The organism is Streptomyces fractus (assembly GCF_049844455.1).
GTDB lineage: Bacteria > Actinomycetota > Actinomycetes > Streptomycetales > Streptomycetaceae > Streptomyces > Streptomyces fractus.
On record NZ_JBMYHI010000002.1, the window covers coordinates 3,540,807 to 3,561,803 of the forward strand.

At 70.7% G+C, this 20,997-nt stretch carries 19 protein-coding genes; 6 read left to right on the forward strand and 13 right to left on the reverse strand.

All coding sequences use genetic code 11. The features are described 5' to 3' along the window. The first annotated feature begins 131 nt into the window (after nt 1-131). Both ACP4E5_RS17745 and ACP4E5_RS17750 read left to right on the forward strand, forming a co-directional pair. Nucleotides 132-1,601 (forward strand): zinc-dependent metalloprotease, encoded by a 1,470-nt coding sequence (locus ACP4E5_RS17745; protein WP_425829810.1) that lies wholly within the window; start codon nt 132-134, stop codon nt 1,599-1,601. Continuing rightward, a complete protein-coding gene (locus ACP4E5_RS17750) occupies nt 1,598-2,122 on the forward strand; it encodes an NUDIX hydrolase (protein WP_425829812.1) in 525 nt (174 codons plus the stop codon). The genes ACP4E5_RS17745 and ACP4E5_RS17750 overlap by 4 nt, the downstream gene beginning before the upstream one ends. A 71-nt stretch (nt 2,123-2,193) precedes the next feature. On the opposite strand, the gene ACP4E5_RS17755 is transcribed toward ACP4E5_RS17750, so the two are convergent. The 4 genes from ACP4E5_RS17755 to ACP4E5_RS17770 form a co-directional block, all read right to left on the reverse strand. Continuing rightward, the gene (locus ACP4E5_RS17755) at nt 2,194-2,946 is read right to left on the reverse strand and encodes an AIM24 family protein (RefSeq protein ID WP_425829814.1); all 753 of its coding nucleotides are present in this window, start codon (nt 2,944-2,946) and stop codon (nt 2,194-2,196) included. 17 nt (nt 2,947-2,963) lie between these two features. Next, nucleotides 2,964-3,644, reverse strand: coding sequence for an AIM24 family protein (locus ACP4E5_RS17760; RefSeq protein WP_425829816.1), 681 nt, complete (start codon nt 3,642-3,644; stop codon nt 2,964-2,966). A gap of 11 nt (nt 3,645-3,655) precedes the next feature. After that, complete coding sequence (locus ACP4E5_RS17765) at nt 3,656-5,293, reverse strand: TerD family protein (RefSeq protein WP_425829818.1); 1,638 nt, start codon at nt 5,291-5,293, stop codon at nt 3,656-3,658. Between the two features lie 114 nt (nt 5,294-5,407). After that, the gene (locus ACP4E5_RS17770; protein WP_425829820.1) at nt 5,408-6,007 is read right to left on the reverse strand and encodes a M48 metallopeptidase family protein; all 600 of its coding nucleotides are present in this window, start codon (nt 6,005-6,007) and stop codon (nt 5,408-5,410) included. Between the two features lie 195 nt (nt 6,008-6,202). Here ACP4E5_RS17770 and ACP4E5_RS17775 point away from each other — a divergent pair, with 195 nt between their 5' ends. Both ACP4E5_RS17775 and ACP4E5_RS17780 read left to right on the forward strand, forming a co-directional pair. Beyond that, the gene (locus ACP4E5_RS17775; RefSeq protein ID WP_425829822.1) at nt 6,203-7,369 is read left to right on the forward strand and encodes a TOMM precursor leader peptide-binding protein; all 1,167 of its coding nucleotides are present in this window, start codon (nt 6,203-6,205) and stop codon (nt 7,367-7,369) included. A gap of 67 nt (nt 7,370-7,436) precedes the next feature. Then, the gene (locus tag ACP4E5_RS17780; protein ID WP_425829824.1) at nt 7,437-8,801 is read left to right on the forward strand and encodes an ABC1 kinase family protein; all 1,365 of its coding nucleotides are present in this window, start codon (nt 7,437-7,439) and stop codon (nt 8,799-8,801) included. Here the strand turns inward: ACP4E5_RS17780 and ACP4E5_RS17785 are convergent, their stop codons facing one another. The 5 genes from ACP4E5_RS17785 to ACP4E5_RS17805 all read right to left on the reverse strand — a co-directional run bounded on the left by ACP4E5_RS17785 (nt 8,802) and on the right by ACP4E5_RS17805 (nt 12,751). Continuing rightward, nucleotides 8,802-9,005: a hypothetical protein gene (locus ACP4E5_RS17785; RefSeq protein WP_425829826.1), complete on the reverse strand. Its 204-nt coding sequence runs from the start codon at nt 9,003-9,005 to the stop codon at nt 8,802-8,804. Between the two features lie 142 nt (nt 9,006-9,147). Further along, nucleotides 9,148-9,471 (reverse strand): hypothetical protein, encoded by a 324-nt coding sequence (locus ACP4E5_RS17790; protein WP_425829828.1) that lies wholly within the window; start codon nt 9,469-9,471, stop codon nt 9,148-9,150. Next, nucleotides 9,468-9,836 carry a WhiB family transcriptional regulator gene (locus ACP4E5_RS17795; RefSeq protein WP_425829830.1) on the reverse strand — a complete coding sequence of 123 codons (369 nt, stop codon included), beginning with the start codon at nt 9,834-9,836 and terminating at the stop codon, nt 9,468-9,470. The genes ACP4E5_RS17790 and ACP4E5_RS17795 overlap by 4 nt, the downstream gene beginning before the upstream one ends. Nucleotides 9,837-10,020: 184 nt before the next feature. Further along, nucleotides 10,021-10,344 carry a hypothetical protein gene (locus ACP4E5_RS17800; protein WP_425829832.1) on the reverse strand — a complete coding sequence of 108 codons (324 nt, stop codon included), beginning with the start codon at nt 10,342-10,344 and terminating at the stop codon, nt 10,021-10,023. A 163-nt stretch (nt 10,345-10,507) separates the two neighbouring features. Continuing rightward, nucleotides 10,508-12,751 (reverse strand): ATP-dependent DNA helicase UvrD2, encoded by a 2,244-nt coding sequence (locus tag ACP4E5_RS17805; protein WP_425829834.1) that lies wholly within the window; start codon nt 12,749-12,751, stop codon nt 10,508-10,510. A gap of 162 nt (nt 12,752-12,913) precedes the next feature. On the opposite strand from ACP4E5_RS17805, the gene ACP4E5_RS17810 reads away from it, so the two are divergent. Further along, on the forward strand, nt 12,914-13,168 hold the full coding sequence (locus ACP4E5_RS17810) for a mycoredoxin (RefSeq protein ID WP_266713842.1): 255 nt from the start codon (nt 12,914-12,916) through the stop codon (nt 13,166-13,168). A gap of 71 nt (nt 13,169-13,239) precedes the next feature. Here ACP4E5_RS17810 and ACP4E5_RS17815 read toward each other — a convergent pair whose 3' ends face one another. Next, nucleotides 13,240-13,416, reverse strand: a complete 177-nt coding sequence (locus ACP4E5_RS17815) for a hypothetical protein (RefSeq protein WP_425829836.1) — start codon at nt 13,414-13,416, stop codon at nt 13,240-13,242. A gap of 311 nt (nt 13,417-13,727) precedes the next feature. Between ACP4E5_RS17815 and ACP4E5_RS17820 the strand changes: the two genes are divergently transcribed. Beyond that, a complete protein-coding gene (locus ACP4E5_RS17820; RefSeq protein ID WP_425826047.1) occupies nt 13,728-14,948 on the forward strand; it encodes an IS110 family RNA-guided transposase in 1,221 nt (406 codons plus the stop codon). A 17-nt stretch (nt 14,949-14,965) separates the two neighbouring features. Here ACP4E5_RS17820 and nudC read toward each other — a convergent pair whose 3' ends face one another. The 3 genes from nudC to ACP4E5_RS17835 form a co-directional block, all read right to left on the reverse strand. Next, complete coding sequence (gene nudC, locus ACP4E5_RS17825; protein WP_403850624.1) at nt 14,966-15,925, reverse strand: NAD(+) diphosphatase; 960 nt, start codon at nt 15,923-15,925, stop codon at nt 14,966-14,968. Between the two features lie 73 nt (nt 15,926-15,998). After that, nucleotides 15,999-17,411 carry a dipeptidase gene (locus ACP4E5_RS17830; protein ID WP_425829839.1) on the reverse strand — a complete coding sequence of 471 codons (1,413 nt, stop codon included), beginning with the start codon at nt 17,409-17,411 and terminating at the stop codon, nt 15,999-16,001. A gap of 10 nt (nt 17,412-17,421) precedes the next feature. Then, nucleotides 17,422-20,976 carry an ATP-dependent DNA helicase gene (locus ACP4E5_RS17835; RefSeq protein ID WP_425829841.1) on the reverse strand — a complete coding sequence of 1,185 codons (3,555 nt, stop codon included), beginning with the start codon at nt 20,974-20,976 and terminating at the stop codon, nt 17,422-17,424. Nucleotides 20,977-20,997: the final 21 nt, after the last annotated feature.

The window sequence follows — 20,997 nt, forward strand, 5'->3', positions numbered from 1 at the left end:
TCCATCCTGCCGCAGGCCATGAGTCGGCGAAGCACTGAGGCCCGATCCGGTCATGGTGTCTACGCTGGGTGTGTAGTCGGGCAGTCGCCGCCGGGCCCAGAAACCGGCGGCCCAACCAGCCGAGGAATCCCGTGAGTGACACCCCATTCGGTTTCGGCCTTCCGCCGGAGGAGCCGGAAGACGGCGACGAGGGCAAGAAGAAGGACCAGCAGGGCGGTGGCGGTCAGGGACCGGCCGGCCCGTTCGGATTCGGGTTCCCGGGCCTGCCCGGCGCGGGCGGCCCGGGCGGCGAAGGCGGGGACAACCCGTTCGCGGCCATGTTCGGCTCGATGAATCCGAACGATCTGGGGGCGGCCTTCCAGCAGCTCGGCCAGATGCTCTCCTACGAGGGCGGGCCGGTGAACTGGGACATGGCCAAGGACATCGCCCGCCAGACCGTCTCGCAGGGCACGCAGGACGGCGTCAAGGACACCAGCGTGGGCCCCTCCGACCGCACCGCGGTCGAGGAGGCCGTGCGCCTGGCCGACCTGTGGCTGGACGACGCGACGTCGCTGCCTTCGGGCGCGCACTCGGCGGTGGCCTGGAGCCGCGCCGAGTGGGTCGAGGCGACCCTCCCGGTGTGGAAGGAGCTCGTCGACCCGGTCGCCGAGCGCGTCGGCATGGCCATGGGTGACGTGCTGCCCGAGGAGATGCAGGCCATGGCGGGCCCGCTGATCGGCATGATGCGCTCCATGGGCGGCGCCATGTTCGGCCAGCAGATCGGGCAGGCCATCGGCGTGCTCGCGGGCGAGGTCGTCGGGTCCACGGACATCGGCCTGCCGCTGGCCCCGGCCGGCAAGGCCGCGCTGCTGCCGCTGAACATCGAGTCGTACGGCAAGGACCTCGGCGTCCCCATGGAGGAGGTCCGCCTCTACCTGGCGCTGCGCGAGGCCGCTCATCAGCGGCTGTTCTCGCACGTGCCGTGGCTGCGCTCGCACCTGTTCGGTGCGGTCGAGGGGTACGCGCGCGGGATCAAGGTCGACACCTCGAAGCTGGAGGACGTCGTCGGGCAGTTCGACCCGCAGAACCCCGAGCAGATCCAGGAAGCGCTCCAGCAGGGCATGTTCCAGCCGGAGGACTCCCCGGAGCAGAAGGCCGCTCTGGCCCGCCTGGAGACGGCTCTCGCGCTCGTCGAGGGCTGGGTCGACGCGGTGGTCCACGCGGCCGCGAAGCCGCGCCTGTCGTCCGCCGACGCGCTGCGGGAGACGCTGCGCCGCCGCCGCGCGACCGGTGGTCCCGCGGAGCAGACGTTCGCGACGCTGATCGGCCTGGAGCTGCGTCCGCGGCGCCTGCGTGACGCCTCGCGCCTGTGGGCCTCGCTCACGGACGCGCGCGGTGTGGACGGGCGTGACGGCCTGTGGGCGCACCCGGACATGCTGCCGACGGCGTCCGACCTGGACGACCCGGACGGCTTCGTGCACCGCGACGAGCAGCTGGACTTCTCCGAGATCGACAAGATGCTCGGCGAGGCGGCGAGCGGCGGCTCCACCGAGAAGCCGAACCTCAAGAAGGACGAGACCGAGAACGAGGACGACAAGGGCGAGGGCGACTCCGACAAGTGAGCCTGTACGACGACACGGTCCTCGTGCTCAAGAGCTACGAGGACCAGCCGGAACTGCGCCAGGCCTACCTGGACCACCTGTCGGAGCACGGCGCCCACGGCCTGTGGAAGCTCTGCACCGCGGGGCACATCACGGCGAGCGCCCTGGTCGTCGATCCCGCGCGCGGGCGCGTGCTGCTCACGCTCCACAAGAAGCTTCAGATGTGGCTTCAGATGGGCGGCCACTGCGAGCAGGGCGACCCGACGCTGCGGGCCGCGGCCCTGCGTGAGGCGACGGAGGAGTCGGGCATCCCCGGCCTCACCCTCCTGGAGGGCGGCCCGGTCCGCCTGGACCGGCACCCGATTCCGGGGCCGTGCACCCAGCACCTGGACGTGCAGTACGCGGCGCTCGCCCCGGCGGACGCCACGGAAGCCATCAGTGACGAGTCCCTGGACCTGCGCTGGTTCGGCTACGACGAGGTGGCGGACGTCGCCGACGCCTCCGTCGTCCGCCTGGTGGAGGCCACGCGGGCACGGCTCTAGAGAGGCACGGGTAAGGGGCGAGCGCCATGGGCGCTCGCCCCTTACCCGTGTGCGTGCCCGTCACGTGGGCCCTAGCTCCAGACGTTGCCCTGGTTCTGGCCGCGGGCGCCCTGCTGTCCCATCCCGTACTGCGCGGCGAGGCCCCCGCCGGCCGCGTGCTGCGGTGGCAGCAGCTCGCTGGGCTGGACCAGCGCGTAACCGCTGCCCATGAAGCTGAGCTCCCAGCCCTCGCCGGTGTTGCCCCGGCGCCGCCAGACACCGGACGAATGCGTCTGCGCCTGCATCTGCACCCGGAGCCCGGTGGACCAGGCGACGATGGCGTCCGCGTCGGCGTTGACGTACCGGTCGGGGGTGACCTGGAGCATCAGCGGCTGGCCGGATGTCATCAGCGCGACCTTGCCGTGGCCAGTGATGTTGAGCTGGTACTTGCCGGAGCCGGAGATGCCGAACTGGCTGTCCACGGCGACGACTTCGTGGTGCAGCGAGGAGTCCATCGCCAGCACGTAGCTGCTGTCGACGGTCAGGCCGTCCTGTTCGACATCCACTACGTGGATGTACTGGGCGAGGTTCGCCAGGTAGACGACGCCCTGCCCGTGGCAGCGCATCAGGCTGAGGCCCTCGCCGGTGTGCGCGCGGGCGCGCTGCTGCCCGGAGGTCTGGTACTCGCCGTCGAACTCCATCAGCCCCTGGTAGGCGACCATCGCGCCCTTGCGGGCGAGGATGTCGTCGTGGCCTTCCAGGGCGACCCGCAGCATCTGCGGGTTCTGCACCGTGTAGCGCTCCTGGGTCTGCTGCTCGGTGTACGCGAAAAGCGGACTCTGCATGGTGTGTTCGCTCCCCCTCAGCCCCGGACTCGGAGGCGGTCGGTGCTGTCCTCACTGGGCTGTACGACGACGATGCCTTCCCCGGAGAAGCCCATCTGGTAGGCCTCGCCGCTGCCGCGCCCGATGAGGGAGCCGGCCCTGAAGCTGCGCTTGCCCTTGACCTTCAGGCTCGGCGACCAGGCGATGAGCGCGTCGGGGTCCACGTAGGTCTCGTCCTCGCCGCGGCCGCAGTCGACCACGATGGGGGTGCCGCGGGAGGTCAGCGCGACGTGCCCCTGGCCGCCGACCGTGATGTTCCACAGGCCCTGGCCGGTGAACTTGGCGAGTCCCTTGACGCGCTCGACGCCCCACTGGAGGTGTGCGTCGAAGGCGAGGAGGTTGGTGCCGTTGACGGAGATCGACTCGCCGCCGAGGTTGATGACGACGACGTCGGCGCCGTAGTCGGCGAGGTAGAGCAGGCCGTCGCCGGAGCACTTCATGATGGGCGCGCCCTCACCGGTGATCCAGTCACGGGCGATCTGGCGTACGGCGGGCGGGTTGGGCTCGTACTGGACGAACCCTTCGTAGGCGACCATCGAGCCCACGCGCGCGAAGAGGTCGTTTCCGGTCTGCATGGCGACCTTCAGCATGTTGCTGCCGTGGTTCTCCATGCGGGCGGCTACCGGTGTCGGGGCGAAGCCCGCGAGCGGCTGGTTCATGACGGGCTCCCTCAGACCTCGTACGGCTGGACGACGATGAAGTTGCCGGGTGCGCCCCGGAACTGCAGGTTGACGCCTTCGCCGCTGTCGCCCGGATAGGCGTTGCGGCGCATGCGGACCTGGTTGGAGACGATCGCCTGCGCGGCCGCGGACCAGGCGACGACGGCGTTGGAGTCGGCGAACGTGGTGGGCGTGACCGGCAGCACGACGGGCGTGCCGTGGGTCTTCACGACGACCGTCCCGGTGCCCTGGAACTGGAGCACGAACAGGGCGCCTCCGGGGATGCCGTGCCCTTCGATCCTGCGCACTTCGTGCTGCAGGCTCTCGTCGAACGCGAGGACGTTCTCCGCGGAGACGCAGATCGCGTCACCCTGGAGCTCGATGGGGTGCACGTGGGTGGCCTCTTCCGCGAAGAAGACCTGGCCGCGACCGGTGCAGCGCATCAGCTGCATCTCCTGCCCGGTGGCGTTGCCCACGATGCGGCCCGCGAACCCGGCGCCCTTGTAGCTGAATTCGACCTTGCCCTGGTAGAGCACCATGCTGCCCTGGCGGGCGAGGACGGGCTGGTCACCACTGGCTCCGAGGTCGACCCGGATCAGCTTCTTGTTCTGGAGCGTCCAGCGCTGCCCCGTCGGAGCCTCACGGAACTTCTCCAGGGCGGCGGCCACGCCCGGCGCGGCGGCCTGCTGCGGGATGCCCTGCGGAGCGCCTTGCGGTGAGGGGGCGGCCGGGGGTTGACCGAAGCCCTGCGGAGCGGGCGGCGTCTGCGGCTGCTGGCCGTATCCGGGCGGCAGGGATGCGCCGCCCTGGCCTGGAACCTGGCCGAACTGCGGCTGCTGGCCGTACGGGTTCGGAGCACTCGGCGCCGGGGGCGGCGGCGGGACCGTGCCGGGCGGCGTGACGAGCGGTGCGGCGATGGTGGGCGCCGCGTGCACCGAAGGCGCCGGGGCAGGCGGAGCCGGCGGGGGCGTGGGGGCCTGCGCCGGGGCGGGGTTCTGCTGCGACGGAGCGGGTGCCGGAGCCGGCGCGGGCGGGGCCGCGAAGGACGGCGGTGCGGTGGCCTGGGCGGGAGGCGCGAAGCCGGGGGCCGCGGACTGCTCCGGCGCGGCGGCGGGCTCCTCCTCGGCGACCTCGCCACCGAAGTTCTTCAGCAGCGCGTCGAGGCCCCCGTCGAAGCCCTGTCCGACAGCGGCGAACCGCCACACGTCCTTCAGGTAGAAATCGCCCAGCATCACCGCGCGCTCGGTGGAGAACTCACCACCCTGGAAGGAATACCGCGCGACTTCCTCACCACCGGCGACGATACGGATGTATCCCGGCGCGACCTGCGACATCTGCCCCGCACCGTCGATGGTCGCGGTGAACGAAAGCTTCTGGATGGTCGCGGGAATCTTCTCGAGTGTGACGCGGAAGGACTCCGTGTCACCGGCCTGGGCGCCGAGCAGTTGGACGGACTCCTCGGGCGTTTTCGGCTGGTTGAAGAAGACGAAGTACCGGTCGTCGGACAGCCGCTCCTCGGCGTCGAGGCCGAAGCAGCTGATGTCGAAGCTCAGTCCGGGGCCGGTGATCTGTACACCCACGTACAGATCCGTGCCTGCGGTGAGGTCACTGATCTTGGCCTTGTGGCCGCGTTGGAATTCCCTGGCCATGCGTAACGACCGTCCCCCATCCCGATGGTTATTGCGTCGCGTCAGGCTATCCGCAATCACCGACAACGGGAGAAGTCGGTACGCCCCTGGTACAGAAGCCTCGTTGAAGGACGATCAGTCGCCGCGCGCGGCGGGCAGATGCGGGAGCCGGTCGGCCGCGACCACGCCTTCGAGATACCCGCGCGCCCGCTCCGTGCGCGGGTACGCCTCCAGGAGCCTCCAGAACCGCGGCCCGTGGCCGGGGACCAACAAGTGTGCGAGTTCATGGATGAGTACGTAGTCGACGACGTACTCGGGCATGCCCTGCAGCCGGTGGGAGAGCCGGATGCTGCCTTCCGCCGGAGTGCATGAACCCCACCGGGTGTTCTGGTTCGTGACCCAACGCACCGAAGCGGGGCGGGCCTTACCCTTGAGGTACTGGTCCGACAAACGCTCGGCGCGCTCCGACAGCTCGGTGTCGCCGAGCACCCGCTTGCTCTCCTGCGCGGCGAGCTTGTCGAGCATGACGCCCACCCAACGCTTCTCCTCGGCCTCCGACATGCGGGCCGGGATGAGCACCACCGTGCGATCGCCCTCTCGGTACGCGGAGACGGTCCTGCGACGCCGGGAGCTTCTGCGCACCTCGACCGCGCTCGCCCCCAGGCCGCCTGAGGGGGGCGGGCTGGTCGTGCTGCGCTGCGTGTTCGTGGCACGGTGCAGTGGGTCGGCGGACACGCCCCGACGTTACCCGGTGGACCGGGCGGAAGTCCCGCCTCCGGAAGTCTTCGGTGCGGCCCCGCGACCCGCCCCTCGATTAGTACGACTATCACCCACAGCCTGTGGACAACTTTCCGCACGGCTCCGGCAGTCCGGGCATGCTGGCGGTCGATCGACGGGAACGGAGCCGTCGACACAGCACGGGGGACAGCCATGCATCCGATCCTCAAGCCGGCCCTGCGGCGCGGCTGGCACGACCTGAACACGGTGCAGTTCGGGCTCACGCCGGCGCACGCGGTGGTACTCGGCCCGGTCGACACGGCCACCGGCAGCTTCCTGGCACTGCTCGACGGCACCCGCGGAGTCCCGCTCCTGCGGGAAGAGGCCCGGAGGATGGGCCTTCCGGACGGGCATGTGGACGCGCTCCTGGAGCGGCTGAGCGGAGCGGGACTCCTCGACGACGCGACCGGCGGCGGCACACCCGGCGCTGAACTGCGCAAACAGAAGAACGCAATGGACCGGCTCCGCCCCGACCACGCCGCGTTGACGGTCACAACATCCGAACCGGGCGAAGCGATACTGAAGTTGACCGCCCGGCGCGTGATGCGGGTCCAGGTAAGAGGCGCCGGACGGCTGGGCACGGTGATCGCCTCGGTGCTTGCGTCCGCGGGTGTCGGCCATGTCGACGTGCGGGACGGCGGATGCGTCGAACCATGGGACGTGGCGCCCGGCGGACATCCGGTGGAGGCGACGGGCGAGCGCCGGGACGTGTCCGCACGGCGGGTGGTGCGCTCGATGGCGCCGGCCAGGCCACCGCGCCCCGACCGGCGCGCATCGAATCCCGCGCGTCTTTCGGAGCCGGACCCCGAGGAGCCCCCGCTCTCCCTCGTGATCATTGCCCCGCGGGACGGACTCGCGGTCCACTCCCCCGACCCGGCCGCGGTCGAGGACCTGCTGGCAGCCGGTATTCCCCACCTGTACGCGGGCGTCGTCGAGGCCACCGGCGTGGTCGGGCCATTGGTGCTGCCCGGCGGGACCGGCTGCGCGCACTGTCTGCTCCTCGGGCGCGCGGACCGCGATCCGGCCTGGTCCCGGCTGCTCGCCCAGTGGAGTTCGGGGTCTGCCGGCCGTCAGGTGCAGGCCTGCGACCTGGGCCTTGCCACCGCTGTCGCGGGCCTCGCCGCGGCACATGGACTGGCCTTCCTCGACGGGGAGTTGCCGTCGAGCACGGGAGCGCGCTGGGAGGCGGCCGCGCCGGGCCTTGACTGGCATGCCCGCCCGGTATGGCCACATCCGCAGTGCCCGTGCGGTGCGGGTGAGAGAGGTAACGGGCAGGAGGTCTCCGTGGACGCCGTGCCGCACGACACAATGGCGGGGTAGGCAATGGCTGTCGGTACCACGGCACCCGGGCATGCGCGGCATGGCTGTTCGGCATTTGGAGGGGTGTATGTCTGATCTTCCCCGGAAGGCGGTTACCCGTACCGCCAAGCTGGCAGCGCTACCGATCGGCTTCGCGGGTCGAGCGACCTGGGGCATCGGCAGACGCATCGGTGGCAAGTCCGCCGAGCTCGTCGGGCGGGAACTGCAGCAGCGGACGGCGGATCAGCTGTTCAAGGTACTCGGTGAACTCAAGGGCGGGTCCATGAAGTTCGGGCAGGCGCTGTCCGTCTTCGAGTCCGCCCTCCCGGAGGACGTCGCGGGCCCCTATCGAGCCGCTCTGACGAAACTCCAGGAAGCCGCGCCCCCGATGCCGACGCGCACGGTGCACGCGGTGCTCGACGAGCGGCTCGGCGAGCAATGGCGCGAGCTGTTCCTGGAGTTCGAGGACAAGCCCTCCGCCGCCGCGTCGATCGGGCAGGTGCATCGCGCCGTCTGGCACGACGGCCGCGAGGTCGCCGTGAAGGTGCAGTACCCGGGCGCGGGCGAGGCACTGCTGTCGGACCTCGGCCAACTGAGCCGCTTCGCACGCCTGTTGGGGCCACTGATCCCGGGCATGGACATCAAGCCGCTCATCACCGAGTTGCGCGACCGGGTTTCGGAGGAGCTGGACTACGCGCTGGAGGCGCAGGCCCAGCGGGCGCACGCGGAGGAGTTCGACGACGACCCCGACGTCGTGGTGCCGCACGTGGTGCACCAGCGCGAGCAGGTGCTGGTCACGGAGTGGATCGACGGGACACCGCTCGCCGAGATCATCGACAACGGCAGCGAGGACGAGCGCGATCGCGCGGGTCAGCTACTGGCCCACTTCCTGTTCTCGGGGCCCGCGCGCACGGGCCTGCTGCATGCAGATCCCCATCCGGGCAATTTCCGGCTGCTGCCCGACGAGAAGGGCGGCTGGCGGCTCGGCGTCCTCGACTTCGGCACGGTCGATCGGCTGCCCGGCGGCCTGCCCGAGCCGATCGGCGCCTCCCTGCGCAGAACGCTCGACGGGGAGGCGGAGGCGGTCTACGAACTGCTCCGCGAGGAAGGCTTCGTCAAGGAGTCGATCGAGCTCGAACCGGACGCGGTGCTCGACTACTTGCTGCCGATCATCGAGCCCGCCCGCGTCGACGCCTTCACGTTCACCCGCTCCTGGATGCGCAATCAGGCCGCCCGGATAGCCGACCCCCGCTCCCCCGCCCATCAGCTCGGCAAGCAGCTCAACCTGCCGCCGTCGTATCTGCTGATACATCGGGTGACGCTCAGCACGATCGGGGTGCTCTGCCAGCTCGGGGCCACCGTGCGGCTGCGGGACGAGCTGGAGGCATGGGTGCCGGGCTTTGCGGCCGAGGACGCGGCGGAGGTCGAGGACTGGCCGGCGGCGGAGGCCTGATCACCACCAGTCGGAGTCGAGCCGCCCCTCGATGGCCCTGATGTTCTCCCGGGCGCAGGCTTCGCAGAAGTACCGCCGGGTACCGCCCTCGACGGAAAACGTCCATGTCAGCGGTGCTTCCCGGACCGTCGTGCCACACCGCGCGCACGCGAGGCTCTCGTGGTCCGGCTGCTGCGCGGAGTCCCCGCCAGGAAGAGACGTCACTCGGCGACGATAACGCGATGAGCCGATGAACGCCGGGCGCCACACGCCTCGGGGGCCGGTCCGCTTCGGACCGGCCCCCGAGGGAGCAGCCGCACTGTCGCGGCGCGTGCCGACGCATCGGGTCGACGGTTCGGTTACTGCGTCACTGCATGACGGCCATGGCGAGCGCACGCCGGGCGCGCAGCGAAGCGCGCTCGGCACGGCGCTGCATCCGGCGGGCGGTGACCAGGCGCACGGCCCGGCGTTCGCTCTCGGCCGCGCGCAGCTGTTCGTGCATATGCGCACGAGCCAGGGCTTCTGGGATGAGTTGCATCTGACGGGTCCTGTTCTGGCGCGACTCGTTCGCGCCGGCGGTGGTGAAGTCTGGGATCGCGGAGCCTGCGGGCTCGCTCGTGGACGGCTTCATCGGGGCCTGCTTCTTGGGGTCGTGCGTCAGGGGGCGGTCGATCGTTCCGGGGGTGTTCATGCCACGACCGGGTTCTTGCGCGGGCGGCCACGCGGCCGCTTCCGGGCGACGACAACGCCCTGGACGAACAGTTCGCCACCCCAGACGCCCCAGGGCTCACGCCGCTCCTTGGCGCCGGCGAGGCAGGCCTCCATCAGCGGGCAGGTACGGCAGAGGGACTTGGCGTACTCGACATCCGCCGGCGACTCCGCGAAGAAGACCTCGGGGTCATAGGCACGGCAGGGGACGGGCACGTCGAGGTTCTCGATGGCGTCGTCGAGCGCGGTGAGCGCGGTCAGCGGGTTCAAGGTGGAGTCCTCCGTGGACACGGGCGGGGAAAGAGGGTCTGAAGGCGGTACGGACGGGGCGTGCGCTTCGAGTTGCACGGTGTCTTCTTCCTCGTCTGGTCGTCCGGCCGGTGGGCCGGGTGGCGGTGGTACCGGGTTCTTTTCTTGTCCCGAGGCCCCTGCGCTCTGGTCCCTCGGAAGATCGCTGGATCTTCCGGGAAAACAGAAGGGCCGCGGATCCCGGGTGGGGTTCCGCGGCCCTGAAGGCGCCTGCCTGATCTCGTCAGGCTGGATCACTCCAGGGTTTGAGCCCACGGAAGGCCCACATCGTGTGGTGCTGCGTCGTCTGCTTCCGGAATCCGGCACCGGCCGCCGCAAAGGCATAGGCCTGAGCCTGTGCCGTCGCTACTGCTTCCGGTGCCTTGGTCGGTCGCTCATTGCGCTCGCGGATGGGAAGACCCGCGAGGGAGACGCCGGACTCCGGACGCATGGCGGAGACGCCAGACAGACCGGTGCCCGGGTTCGAGGAGCCGAGCAGGCAGGAAGCGACGACCGAGAGATCGGTCATTTTGGCGGTGCTGATGGAGCTGGCGTTGATGCTGATCACTGGAATCGCCTCCTCTCGGCGTCTCTGGGATCGGTGCGAACCGATCCGACGGCATTCAAGTACAACACGGAACCAGGGCCTCCGAGAAGGCCTCTGCTTTCGTGCTTTAGAACCTATGGGGATTGTTGGGGCCTGCGCAAACTATTTTCTCGACGAGTTCGCCTCAGTCGTCGCCCGTCTCCTCGTCGAACTGATCATCAATCGCCTGACCTGCACAAATAGCCAGGACGTCGGATCCGTACGTCCGAAACTTCCGGCGCCCGACGCCCGGGATGCGGGACAGTTCGGCCGCGTCCTCGGGGGCGGTCTCGGCGATGGCGATCAAGGTCTTGTCGGTGAAGACGCAGAACGCGGGCTGGCCGAGACCCGCCGCCGTGCGACCGCGCCACTCGATCAGTCGCTCGTACAGCCCCTCGTCCATGTCCGACGGGCAGTCCTCACAGCGCATCAGCTTCATCTCGGCGGCCTCGAGGGTGCGCCCGCACACGCGGCAGCGGGCCACCTTCCGGTCGCCCCTGGGGCGGGTGGTGGCGGGCGACTCGCGGGTGCCCGCAGGGGTTCCGAACTCGATGCCGCCACGTCCCGCGATCGCCCCGCGCCCGACCGACCCCGTCGACCCCGGCCGCAGCCCGTCGAGGAAGCGGCTCGGCCTGCGGTTCGGGCGGCCGCCCGGCGAGCGGGACAGCGCCCAGGAGAGACCGAGATGGCGGCGCGCGCGGGTCACCCCGACGTACAGGAGCCGCCGCTCCTCCTCGATCTGCTCGTCGGTCTTGGCGTAGGTGATCGGCATCATGCCCTCGGCGAGGCCGACCAGGAACACCGCGTCCCACTCGAGGCCCTTCGCCGCGTGCAGCGAGGCGAGGGTGACGCCTTCCACGGTCGGGGCGTGCTGGGCGCTCGCCCGCGCGTCGAGTTCCGCCACGAAGGCGCTCAGGGTCGCGGTGGGCTCGGCTCTCGCGAGGTCCCCCGCGAGCCGGTAGATGGCGGCGAGCGACTCCCAGCGGTCGCGCACGGCACCGGACCCCGCGGGCGGCTCGGTGGTCCAGCCCGCGCCGGACAGGACGGCTCTGACCTGGGAGGGCAAATCGACGGCCTCGTCGAGCCCCGCGTCGTTGTCCCCGAAGCGGGCCGCCGCACGCAGCTCGTGGTGTGCCTTGCGCACCTCGGCCCGCTCAAAGAAGCGCTCGGCGCCGCGCAGCTGGTAGGGCACGCCCGCGTCGGCGAGTGCCTGTTCGTAGATCTCCGACTGCCCGTTCGTCCGGAACAGGATCGCGATCTCGCCGGCCGACACCCCGGAGTCGATCAGCTCCCGGATGCGGCGCGCGGCGCCTTCGGCCTCGGCGGGCTCGTCGGCGTACTCGACGTAGGCGGGCTCGGGGCCCGCCTCGCGCTGCGAGATCAGTTCCAGGCGGTGCTCGGCGGCGCGACCGCTCGCTCTGGTCAGGACACCGTTGGCAAGGTGCACGATCTGGGGCGTGGAGCGGTAGTCACGGACCAGCTTGACGACGGTGGCACCGGGGTGGCGCGTGCGGAAGCCCAGCAGGTGGTCGGGGGTGGCGCCGGTGAAGGAGTAGATCGTCTGGCTGGCGTCACCGACGACACAGAGGCTGTCGCGCTCGCCGAGCCACAGGTCGAGCAGGCGCTGCTGGAGCGGGCTGACGTCCTGGTACTCGTCGACGACGAAGTGCTGGTACTGGGCGCGGACCTGCTCGGCGATGTCCTGCCGGTCCTGGAGGATGCCCACGGTGAGCAGCAGGACGTCCTCGAAGTCGATGACGGAGCGGTCCCGCTTGAGGGTTTCGTACGCGGAGTAGATCTGGGCGATCTCCGCGGGATGCCGGGGCGCTTCGCGTCCCGCCTTGTGCGCCGCCGCGGCGTAGTCACCGGGGACGGTCTGCGTGACCTTGGACCACTCGATCTCCGCGGTCACGTCGCGCAGCTCACCGCGGTCCAGGCGCAGGCGCGAGGCGGCCGCGGCGTCGGCGACGAGCTGGATCTTGCGGTCGACGAGCCGGGGCAGCTCGCCGCCGACCGCTTTGGGCCAGAAGAACTGGAGCTGGCGCAGGGCAGCGGAGTGGAAGGTGCGGGCCTGCACCCCCACGGCGCCGAGCTGCCTGAGCCTGCCGCGCATCTCACCGGCGGCACGGTTGGTGAAGGTGACGGCGAGGACGGTATTGGGCTGGAGGATCCCGGCGCGGACGCCGTACGCGATGCGATGGGTGATCGCCCGCGTCTTGCCCGTGCCCGCGCCCGCGAGCACACACACCGGACCGTGCAGGGCCGTCGCCACGGCGCGCTGCTCGGGGTCGAGCCCCTCGAGCACCGCGTCGGCGTCACTCGGCGGAGCCGAATATTGGCCACGGCCGGGATCCTGCGGGAACAGGGTGGAGTGCGTTGCTGCTGTCACCCCGCCATGCTGCCAGGTCCGCGGGGACGGATGCGTCGCGTTGTCCACAGGCGCCGACCGTTAGTCGTACCAATGCGTTCGACGTGCGGGAATGGTCGCCGGGTCGCGTACGTTCGACTCATTGCGAACACGCACCGCCAGCCACCTAAGGAGCGCGAGGAAATGCCGGGCACTGTGACGATGTACAGCACCACGTGGTGCGGCTACTGCCAGCGGCTGAAGAAGCAGATGGACCGTGAGGGCATCGGGTACACCGAGGTCAACATCGAGCACGACCCGGAATCCGCGGCGTTCGTCGAGAAGGCGAACGGCGGGAACCAGACGGTCCCCACGCTCCTCGTGGTGTCCGACAGCGGCTCCGAGTCGGTCATGACGAACCCGTCGCTGGCCCAGGTCAAGCAGGCCATGGCCGCCTGAGCCACCCGGCCCCGAGCGAATGGCCCCCGCCCGCCCACGGGTACGGGGGCTTTCCGCTGTCCGGGCTCGGGTCAGACGACCAGCAGCACGACCAGCACGGCGAGGAAGGCCAGCAAGACGATCATCGTCAGCAGGTTCGCCGCTCGATTGCCGGTGATGTCCTGGTTGCCCCGGCGCCTGAGCGCCCACTCGCGCCGCCGGGCCGCCGCTTCCTCTTCGCGCCTGCGCTGTTCCGCAGAGCCTGCCATGGTCCTGCCCCCTTGCGTCAGGGCTCCTGGGACCACCCTCGCACGAGGTCAGCGGGCCCGCAGATCGCTCATTAGAGGACCATCCCTTCTGCAGCCCTCACGAGTAGGGTTGTGACCTCTCGGTCCCGGTGGGTGCATGGCTTGTGTCGCGAGCTGCTCGACGGCCACTGTGAGTTATGCCAGCCCCGCCGGGCCGAGGCCGTCTGATCGGCTTCAGGGACACGCCCCGCAGAGGGCCGATTAATGAGCTCCCGGCAGACGTCCTCACCACCGGGCAGGTCCTTGGCGCACGACACAGAGGTGCTTCTTTCGTGTACATCGGCTGGGACTGGGCGACCGAGACCCACGACGTGACGGTCATGGACAACTCTGGTGCGAGGGTTGACCGTTGGGAGTTCTCGCACACCGAGGACGGCATCGCCAGGACGCTGGCCAAGCTGGCGAAGTGCGGTGCCCCGGCGGACCTTCCGGTGGCCATCGAGACTACCCGCGGCCTGGCCGTGGACAGGCTGCTGGCCGCCGGGCACCCCGTGGTGCCGGTGCATCCCAACGCCTTCCACGCGATGCGCCCGCGATGGGGCGCATCCAAGGCCAAGACGGACGCCGGCGACAGCCTCAAGCTCGCCGACTACCTGCGCACCGACGGCCACTTCCTGCCCCGCCTGGAGCCCACCGAGCAGGCCACCATGGACCTGCAGGCCCTCACTCGGCAGCGGGCCGATCACGTCGAGGCCCGCATCGCGGCTGTCAACCAGCTCGCGGCCCTCCTGGACGCACACTGGCCCGGCGGCAAGGCCGTCTTCTCCAGCCTCGACAGCGATATCGCGCTGACCTTCCTGGAGCGATACCCCACCCCGTCCGCGGCCGCCGAGCTCACCGCCGGACGACTGGAAGCCTGGTGCAAACGGCAGGGATACTCGGGAAAGCGCCCCGGCAGCGTCCTGATCGGGCGCCTGCGCTCCGCTCCCACCGCGGCCTCCCGCCTCAGCAAGAACGTCGTCGGACAGCTGGTACGCACCCAGGTCCAGCTCGTGCGGGGCATCCGCGCGACCATCCAGGCCCTGGACAAGTCCATCGCGGACGCGGTAGCCACCCACCCCTACGCGCCACTCCTCGCGACCATGCCCCGCATCGGCACGGTCAATCTCGGCCAGATCATCGGTGAGCTCGGCCCGATCCTCGAACGCTCCCGCACCAGCGAGCAGTTCATCGCCGAGACCGGCGTCGTCCCGGTGACCCGGGCATCCGGAAAGTCCCGCGTGGTGACCTTCCGCTACGCGACCAACAGACGTGCCCGGCAGGCCATCGTCACCTACGCCGACAACAGCCGACACGGCAGTGACTGGGCCGCAAAGATCTACAACGACGCCCGGACCGCCAAGAAACGCCACCCGCACTCGGCCCGCATCCTCGCCCGCTCGTGGCTCCGTGTGATCTGGGCCTGCTGGCGCACCGGCACCTGCTACGACCCCGAGATCCATCAAGCCAACAACAAGATCAAACCGGCGCTCGACATGCCCAAAACCGCCTAGAGGTTGACTCAGGGAACTCACAGCGCGTCGCTGGGCTTCGGCAGGGGCTTGCCGTACCAGAGCTCGATCAGCCGGGCAGCGATCGAGATCCCGTAGGGAGGCATGACCTCGCCGGAATCGAAGGCGGCCCGCAGGTCCTCGCGGGAGAACCAGCGTGCCTCGTGGATCTCGTCACCGTCCACGTTGATCTCGAAGGACGTGGCGTGCGCCATGAAGCCGAGCATCAGGCTGGACGGGAACGGCCAGGGCTGGCTGGCGACGTACTCGACGTCACCGACGACGACACCCGCCTCCTCGAAGACCTCGCGCCGCACCGACTGCTCGATGGACTCGCCGGGCTCGACGAAGCCGGCGAGCGTCGAGAAGCGTCCCTCGGGCCAGTGCACCTGGCGGCCGAGCAGGATGCGGTCCTGCTCGTCCGTCACGGCCATGATCACGGCCGGGTCGGTGCGCGGGTAGTGCTCGGCTCCGCAGGCCTGGCAGCGACGGATGTGGCCCGCGGCGGCGATGACGGTGCGTTCGCCGCAGCGGGAGCAGAAACGGTGCAGGCGCTGCCAGTTCTCCAGGGCGACGGCGTGCACCATGAGGCCCGCGTCCCGCTGCGAGAGGAGCATCCCCGCCTCGCGCAGGCCGGCCGGGCGGGCGGACTGGTCCATGCGCCCGGGAAGCGTGTCCTTCTGGAGCGCGAAGTAGCTCACGCCGTCCTCGTCGGTGCCCAGGAAGTAGCGATGCGCCTCGGTGAGGGGCGCCTCGAAGGCCGGGGTCATGACCAGTTCCGTCGTGCCGTCCGGTGTCTCGTCGATGAGCGCCTGACCACCTGAGACCACGAAGACGCGGGTCGTGGGATGGCTCCACGCGGCGGCGAGCCAGGCCTCGTCGAGGCGGTGGTGCGCCGCGCGGTCGATTCCGCTCGGCGCGGAGAGCGAGAGGGGTCGCGTTGCGGCGAGATCGGCGGTTCGGTCGGTCCAGGTGGTCACGAGTGCTTCCAACTCCCCCGGTGGAAAGGGTGGTTCGGCGGGCGGTTCGGCGAGGTGGGTGCGGGCGCCTCAGTCAGTGTGCATCTGCCCAGCTCTCCGCGAGATCGCCCCATAGGTAGGCGGTTGTTTCGACACCCTTCATGAGGAGGTCGAGTTCGACCTTCTCGTTGGGGGCGTGCCAGCCGTCGGAGGGGACGGAGATGCCGAGGAAGAGCACGGGCGCCTCCAGGACGTCCTGAAGGTCCGCCGCGGGGCCCGAGCCGCCCTCGCGCGTGAAGCGGATCTTCTGCTCGAAGGCCTGCCCCATGGCACGTACGACGGACTTCAGAGCCGGGTGGTCGAGCGGTGTGAGGCAGGGGCGGGTGGCGGACCCGAAGGTGACCGTGTGGCGGATCCCCGCGGGCAGCTGCTCGGCGACCCAGGCGGTGACGGCCTTCTCGATGTGGTCCGGGTCCTGCCCGGCGACCAGCCGGAAGGAGAGCTTGAGCATCGCGGAGGACGGCACGATCGTCTTGCCGCCGGGGCCCTGGTAACCACCGCCGATGCCGTTGACCTCGGCGGTGGGGCGGGCCCAGATGCGCTCCAGGGTGCTGTGCCCGGCCTCTCCGTGGGTGGCGCGGGACTTCGCCGTGCGCAGCCACTGCTCCTCGTCGAACGGAAGCTCCGCGAAGAGCTCGCGCTCCCTGTCGGTGAGCTCCACGATGCCGTCGTAGAAGCCCGGGACGGCCACGCGCGCGTGCTCGTCGTGCAGCGCGGCCACGAGGCGGGCCGCCGCGGTCGCCGGGTTCGGGACGGCGCCGCCGAACGAGCCGGAGTGGATGTCCTGGTCGGGGCCGTACAGCTCGATCTCGCAGTCGGCGAGGCCGCGCATGCCGGTGCACACCGTGGGGGTGTCCTCGGACCACATGCCGGTGTCGGAGACGATCACGGCGTCCGCGGCCAGGCGCTCCTTGTGTTCTTCCACGAGGGCGCGGAAGTGCGGGGAACCCGATTCCTCCTCGCCCTCGATGAGGAACTTGAGGTTGACCGCGGGGGCGGTGCGGCCGGTCGCGGCCAGGTGGGCGCGCACGCCAAGTGTGTGGAAGAACACCTGTCCCTTGTCGTCGGCCGCCCCGCGCGCGTGGAGGCGGTTTCCGACGACGACCGGGTCGAAGGGGTCGGTGTCCCAGCCGTCCTCGCGAGCGGCCGGCTGCACGTCGTGGTGCCCGTAGACGAGGACCGTGGGGGCCTCGGGGTCGCCTGAGGGCCATTCCGCGAACACGGCGGGGGCGCCGGCCGTCTCCCACACCTCCGTGGTCGGGAAGCCGGTCGCGGCGAGCTTCGCTGCAAGCCACTCGGCGCTGTGCCGCACGTCCGGTGCGTGATCGGGCTGGGCGGACACGGAAGGGATCCGCAGCCACGCGGCGAGGTCGTCGAGGAACGCCTCACGGTGGTTCTCGACATACGCACGGACTGTGCTGACGGCAGTGTCAACGGGCTTGCTCATGGCCACGAGCCTATCCGCCCGCCCGAACGTGTTCGTCCGGCGGTTCCTCCACGGGCTCCACCGGCTGCTGCGGGTCCTCCAGCAGGAGCCGCTCCAGCTCCTCCCGGCCGGGCAACCGACGCGGCCGGACCGTCTCCCCGGTGCGTACGTACAGGAAGGCGGCGCTCACCGCTTCCAGGGGAACGCCCTGCTGCTCGGCCCAGGCGAGCCGGTAGACGGCCAGCTGGAGGGGGTCGGCGGACTTCCGGTGGGCCGTCTTCCAGTCCACGATCTCGTACGTCGCCCCGTCGCCGTCGCCCTCCTTGTAGACGGCGTCGATGCGGCCGCGGACGACGCGGCCCGCGATGGCCAGCTGGAAGGACGTCTCGACCCGGTAGGGCGAGCGATGCGCGTACGGGGTGCGCTCGAAGGCTTCCTTGAGTGCCTCCAGGTCGCGCTCGTCCGCGATCTCGGCGTCGCTGCCGGGCAGCTCCTCCGGGTCGAGCATGGGCAGCCGCAGCTCTTCGAAGCGCGCTTCGATCCAGGCGTGGAACCGGGTGCCCCTGCGGGCCGCCGGCTGCGGCGGCTGGGGCATGGGGCGCGCGAGTTCCTGGGCGAAGGCGTCCGGGTCGGCGGCCATCCGGAGCAGCTGGGACGCGGTGAGCGTGTGCGGGACGGGAACATCGCGCACGGCGGCGCGGGCGCGCAACAGCTCGCCCGACAGTGCCTCCAGGTCACGGTCCCAGGAGGCGATGGTGCGTGCCTCCTCCGGGGTGAGCTCGGCTTCCGGGGCGGGAGCGGGGTGCGGCACGACCGGGGCCGCCGGCTCGGGCTCGCCCACGCGCGCGTGGGCACCGGCCGGGGGCGCGTCGCCCTCGTAAGAGTCGTGATGGCCTTCGTAGGAGTCGTGATCGTTCTCGTAGAGGCCGTGATCGCCCTCGTCCGGGACGTAGTCGTCCTCGTACGGGTCGTAGGGAGGCTCGTCGTCCTCGGGCGGCGGGGGCCAGTCGGGGTCCTCGAACGGCGGCTCGTCGAGGGCGGCGGGGTGGGTCTGTGTGTGTGCGTGCGCGGCCTCGGGCCCCGCGGTGCGCTCCAAGTGGGCGAGGACCGTGTGGGCGGCGGCCCGGCGCCGCGCCCGCGCCTCCTCGTCCAGCGGCAGCGGCCAGGCGTGCTCGACCGAGTTCTCCTGGAGGGCAGGGTTCTCCTCGTCCTCCGCCGGTTCGTCCGCCCAGGCCTCGATCTCGCCGTAACCGGCGGCGCAGTGCTCGTACAGCGCCTGGAGGAAGTCCGACGGGCCGCGCGTGCGCTTCTGGGACGGTCCCCACCAGTGCCCGGATCCGAGCAGCAGGGAGCGCGGGCGCGTGAACGTGACGTATCCCAGGCGCAGCTCTTCGGTGTGCTGGTGGTCCTTCATGTCGGCGTGGAACGCCTTCATGCCCTTGGAGTCCCACGTCTCGATCGCGGGCAACGTCGCGCCGTCACCGCGCAGTTCGTGAGGCAGGACCTTGGCCTGTGCCGTCCACTTCTCACGGCCCTGGGTGCTCGGGAACGTGCCGTTGACGAGGCCGGGAACGGCGACGACATCCCATTCGAGGCCCTTGGACTTGTGAGCGGTGAGCACCTTCACGGTGTCCTCGCCGCCGGGCAGCGCGTTGTCGAGGCCCTTCTCGTACTGCGCCGCGGTGCGCAGGAATCCGAGGAAGGCGAGCAGCGTCGCGGACCCGTCGTTCGCCGCGAAGGACGCGGCGATGTCGAGGAAGTTGGAGAGCGTCTCGCGCCGGCGGGCCGCCAACGCGTGCGGGGACGCGGAGAGTTCGACCTCCAGGCCGGTGACCGCCAGGACACGGTGCAGCACGTCCATGAGGGGGTCGGACAACGAGCGGCGCAGCTCGCGCAGTTCGGTGGCGAGCCGGGCGAAGCGCACGCGCGCGTCCGACGAGAACGGCAGCCCGTCGTCGTCCTCTCCGGCGTCGGTCGACGTCTCCAGGAACGTGTCGAGCGCGTCCGCGAGCGATATCACCTCGGAGGGGTCGACCCCCTCGACGGCCGCGGCCAGGCGCCGGTCCGGATCGTCGTCCTCTCCCCCGCGCGCGTGGGAGACCAAAAAGCGTGCACGCCGCCCGAGGAGGGCGAGGTCGCGCGGGCCGATGCGCCAGCGCGGGCCGGTCAGAAGTCGTACGAGGGAGGCATTGGCACCGGGGTCCTGGAGGACCTCGCACATGGCGACCAGGTCGGCGATCTCCGGGAGGTGCAACAGGCCGGAGAGGCCGACCACTTCGACGGGGATGTCCCGGGCGACCAGGGCGCCCTGGATCTCGGCGAAGTCGGTCGCGGTGCGGCACAGCACGGCGATCTCACCGGGCGCCGTACCCGTGGCGACGAGGTGGCCGATGGAGTCGGCGAGCCAGTCGATCTCCTCGCTGTGCGTGCTCAGGAGGGCGCAGCGCACGACACCGTCGGCCTCGGCTCCGGGGGCGGGGCGCAGAGCCTCCACGCCCGCGTGCATCGCCCGGAGCGGCTCGGCCAGCCCGTTGGCGAGGTCGAGCAGGCGGCCGCCGCTGCGCCGGTTCTCACTGAGCGCGAAGCGGGTGGCCGGGCGGCCGTCCGCGTACGCGAAGTGGCGCGGGAAGTCGTCCAGGTTGGCGACGGAGGCGCCGCGCCAGCCGTAGATCGCCTGGCAGGGGTCGCCGACCGCGGTCACCGCGTGGCCCGTTCCCCCGCCGAAGAGGCCCGCGAGCAGGATCCGCTGGGCCACGGACGTGTCCTGGTACTCGTCGAGCAGGACCACGCGGAACTCGTCGCGCAGGATCTCGCCGACCTCGGGCCGCGTGTCGGCCAGCGTCGCCGACAGGGCGATCTGGTCGCCGAAGTCGAGGAGGTCCCGCGAGCGCTTGGCGTCCCTGTAGTGCCCCACGAGCTCGGCCAGCTCCAGGCGCGCGGCGGCCGCCTCGGGCACCTTGCGCAGGTCTGCGTTGCTGAGCTTGACGCCTTCGAGGGCGCGCAGCAGCTCATGGTCGTACGCGCGCAGCTTGCCGGGCTGTACGAGGTGTTCCGCCAGCTCGCCGTCCAGGGTGAGCAGATCGCTGACCAGGTCGGCGAAGGAGCGGGTGAGGGCGGGATAGGGGCCGGGCGCTTCGCGCAGCACGCGCGCGGCGAGCTGGAAGCGGGTGGCGTCTGCGAGCAGCCGCGTCGTGGGTTCGAGCCCGATGCGCAGGCCGTGGTCGGTCAGCAGACGGCCGGCGAAGGCGTGGTACGTGGAGATCACGGGCTCGCCCGGGGGGTTGTCCGGGTCGATGGCATCGGGGTCGGTGACGCCCGCCTTGATCAGGGCCTTGCGGACACGCTCGGCCAGTTCCCCGGCCGCCTTGTTGGTGAACGTGAGGCCCAGGACCTGCTCGGGGGCGACCTGGCCGGTGCCGACCAGCCAGACCACGCGCGCGGCCATCACCGTCGTCTTCCCGGAGCCCGCTCCGGCCACGATCACCTGCGGGGCGGGCGGCGCGGTGATGCAGGCCGTCTGCTCCGGGGTGAACGGGATGCCGAGCAGCTCTTTGAGCTGCTCGGGGTCGGTGAGGCGCGTGGTCACCTCATCGAGGCTAACCGGCAC

Excerpts from the sequence above, each read along its gene's own strand:
- ACP4E5_RS17780 (WP_425829824.1), top strand. The coding sequence starts at position 7,437 with ATGTCTGATCTTCCCCGGAAGGCGGTTACCCGTACCGCCAAGCTGGCA.
- ACP4E5_RS17755 (WP_425829814.1), bottom strand. The coding sequence starts at position 2,946 with ATGCAGAGTCCGCTTTTCGCGTACACCGAGCAGCAGACCCAGGAGCGC.
- ACP4E5_RS17790 (WP_425829828.1), bottom strand. The coding sequence starts at position 9,471 with ATGAACACCCCCGGAACGATCGACCGCCCCCTGACGCACGACCCCAAG.
- ACP4E5_RS17830 (WP_425829839.1), bottom strand. The coding sequence starts at position 17,411 with ATGAGCAAGCCCGTTGACACTGCCGTCAGCACAGTCCGTGCGTATGTC.
- ACP4E5_RS17810 (WP_266713842.1), top strand. The coding sequence starts at position 12,914 with ATGCCGGGCACTGTGACGATGTACAGCACCACGTGGTGCGGCTACTGC.
- ACP4E5_RS17765 (WP_425829818.1), bottom strand. The coding sequence starts at position 5,293 with ATGGCCAGGGAATTCCAACGCGGCCACAAGGCCAAGATCAGTGACCTC.
- ACP4E5_RS17760 (WP_425829816.1), bottom strand. The coding sequence starts at position 3,644 with ATGAACCAGCCGCTCGCGGGCTTCGCCCCGACACCGGTAGCCGCCCGC.
- ACP4E5_RS17815 (WP_425829836.1), bottom strand. The coding sequence starts at position 13,416 with ATGGCAGGCTCTGCGGAACAGCGCAGGCGCGAAGAGGAAGCGGCGGCC.
- ACP4E5_RS17775 (WP_425829822.1), top strand. The coding sequence starts at position 6,203 with ATGCATCCGATCCTCAAGCCGGCCCTGCGGCGCGGCTGGCACGACCTG.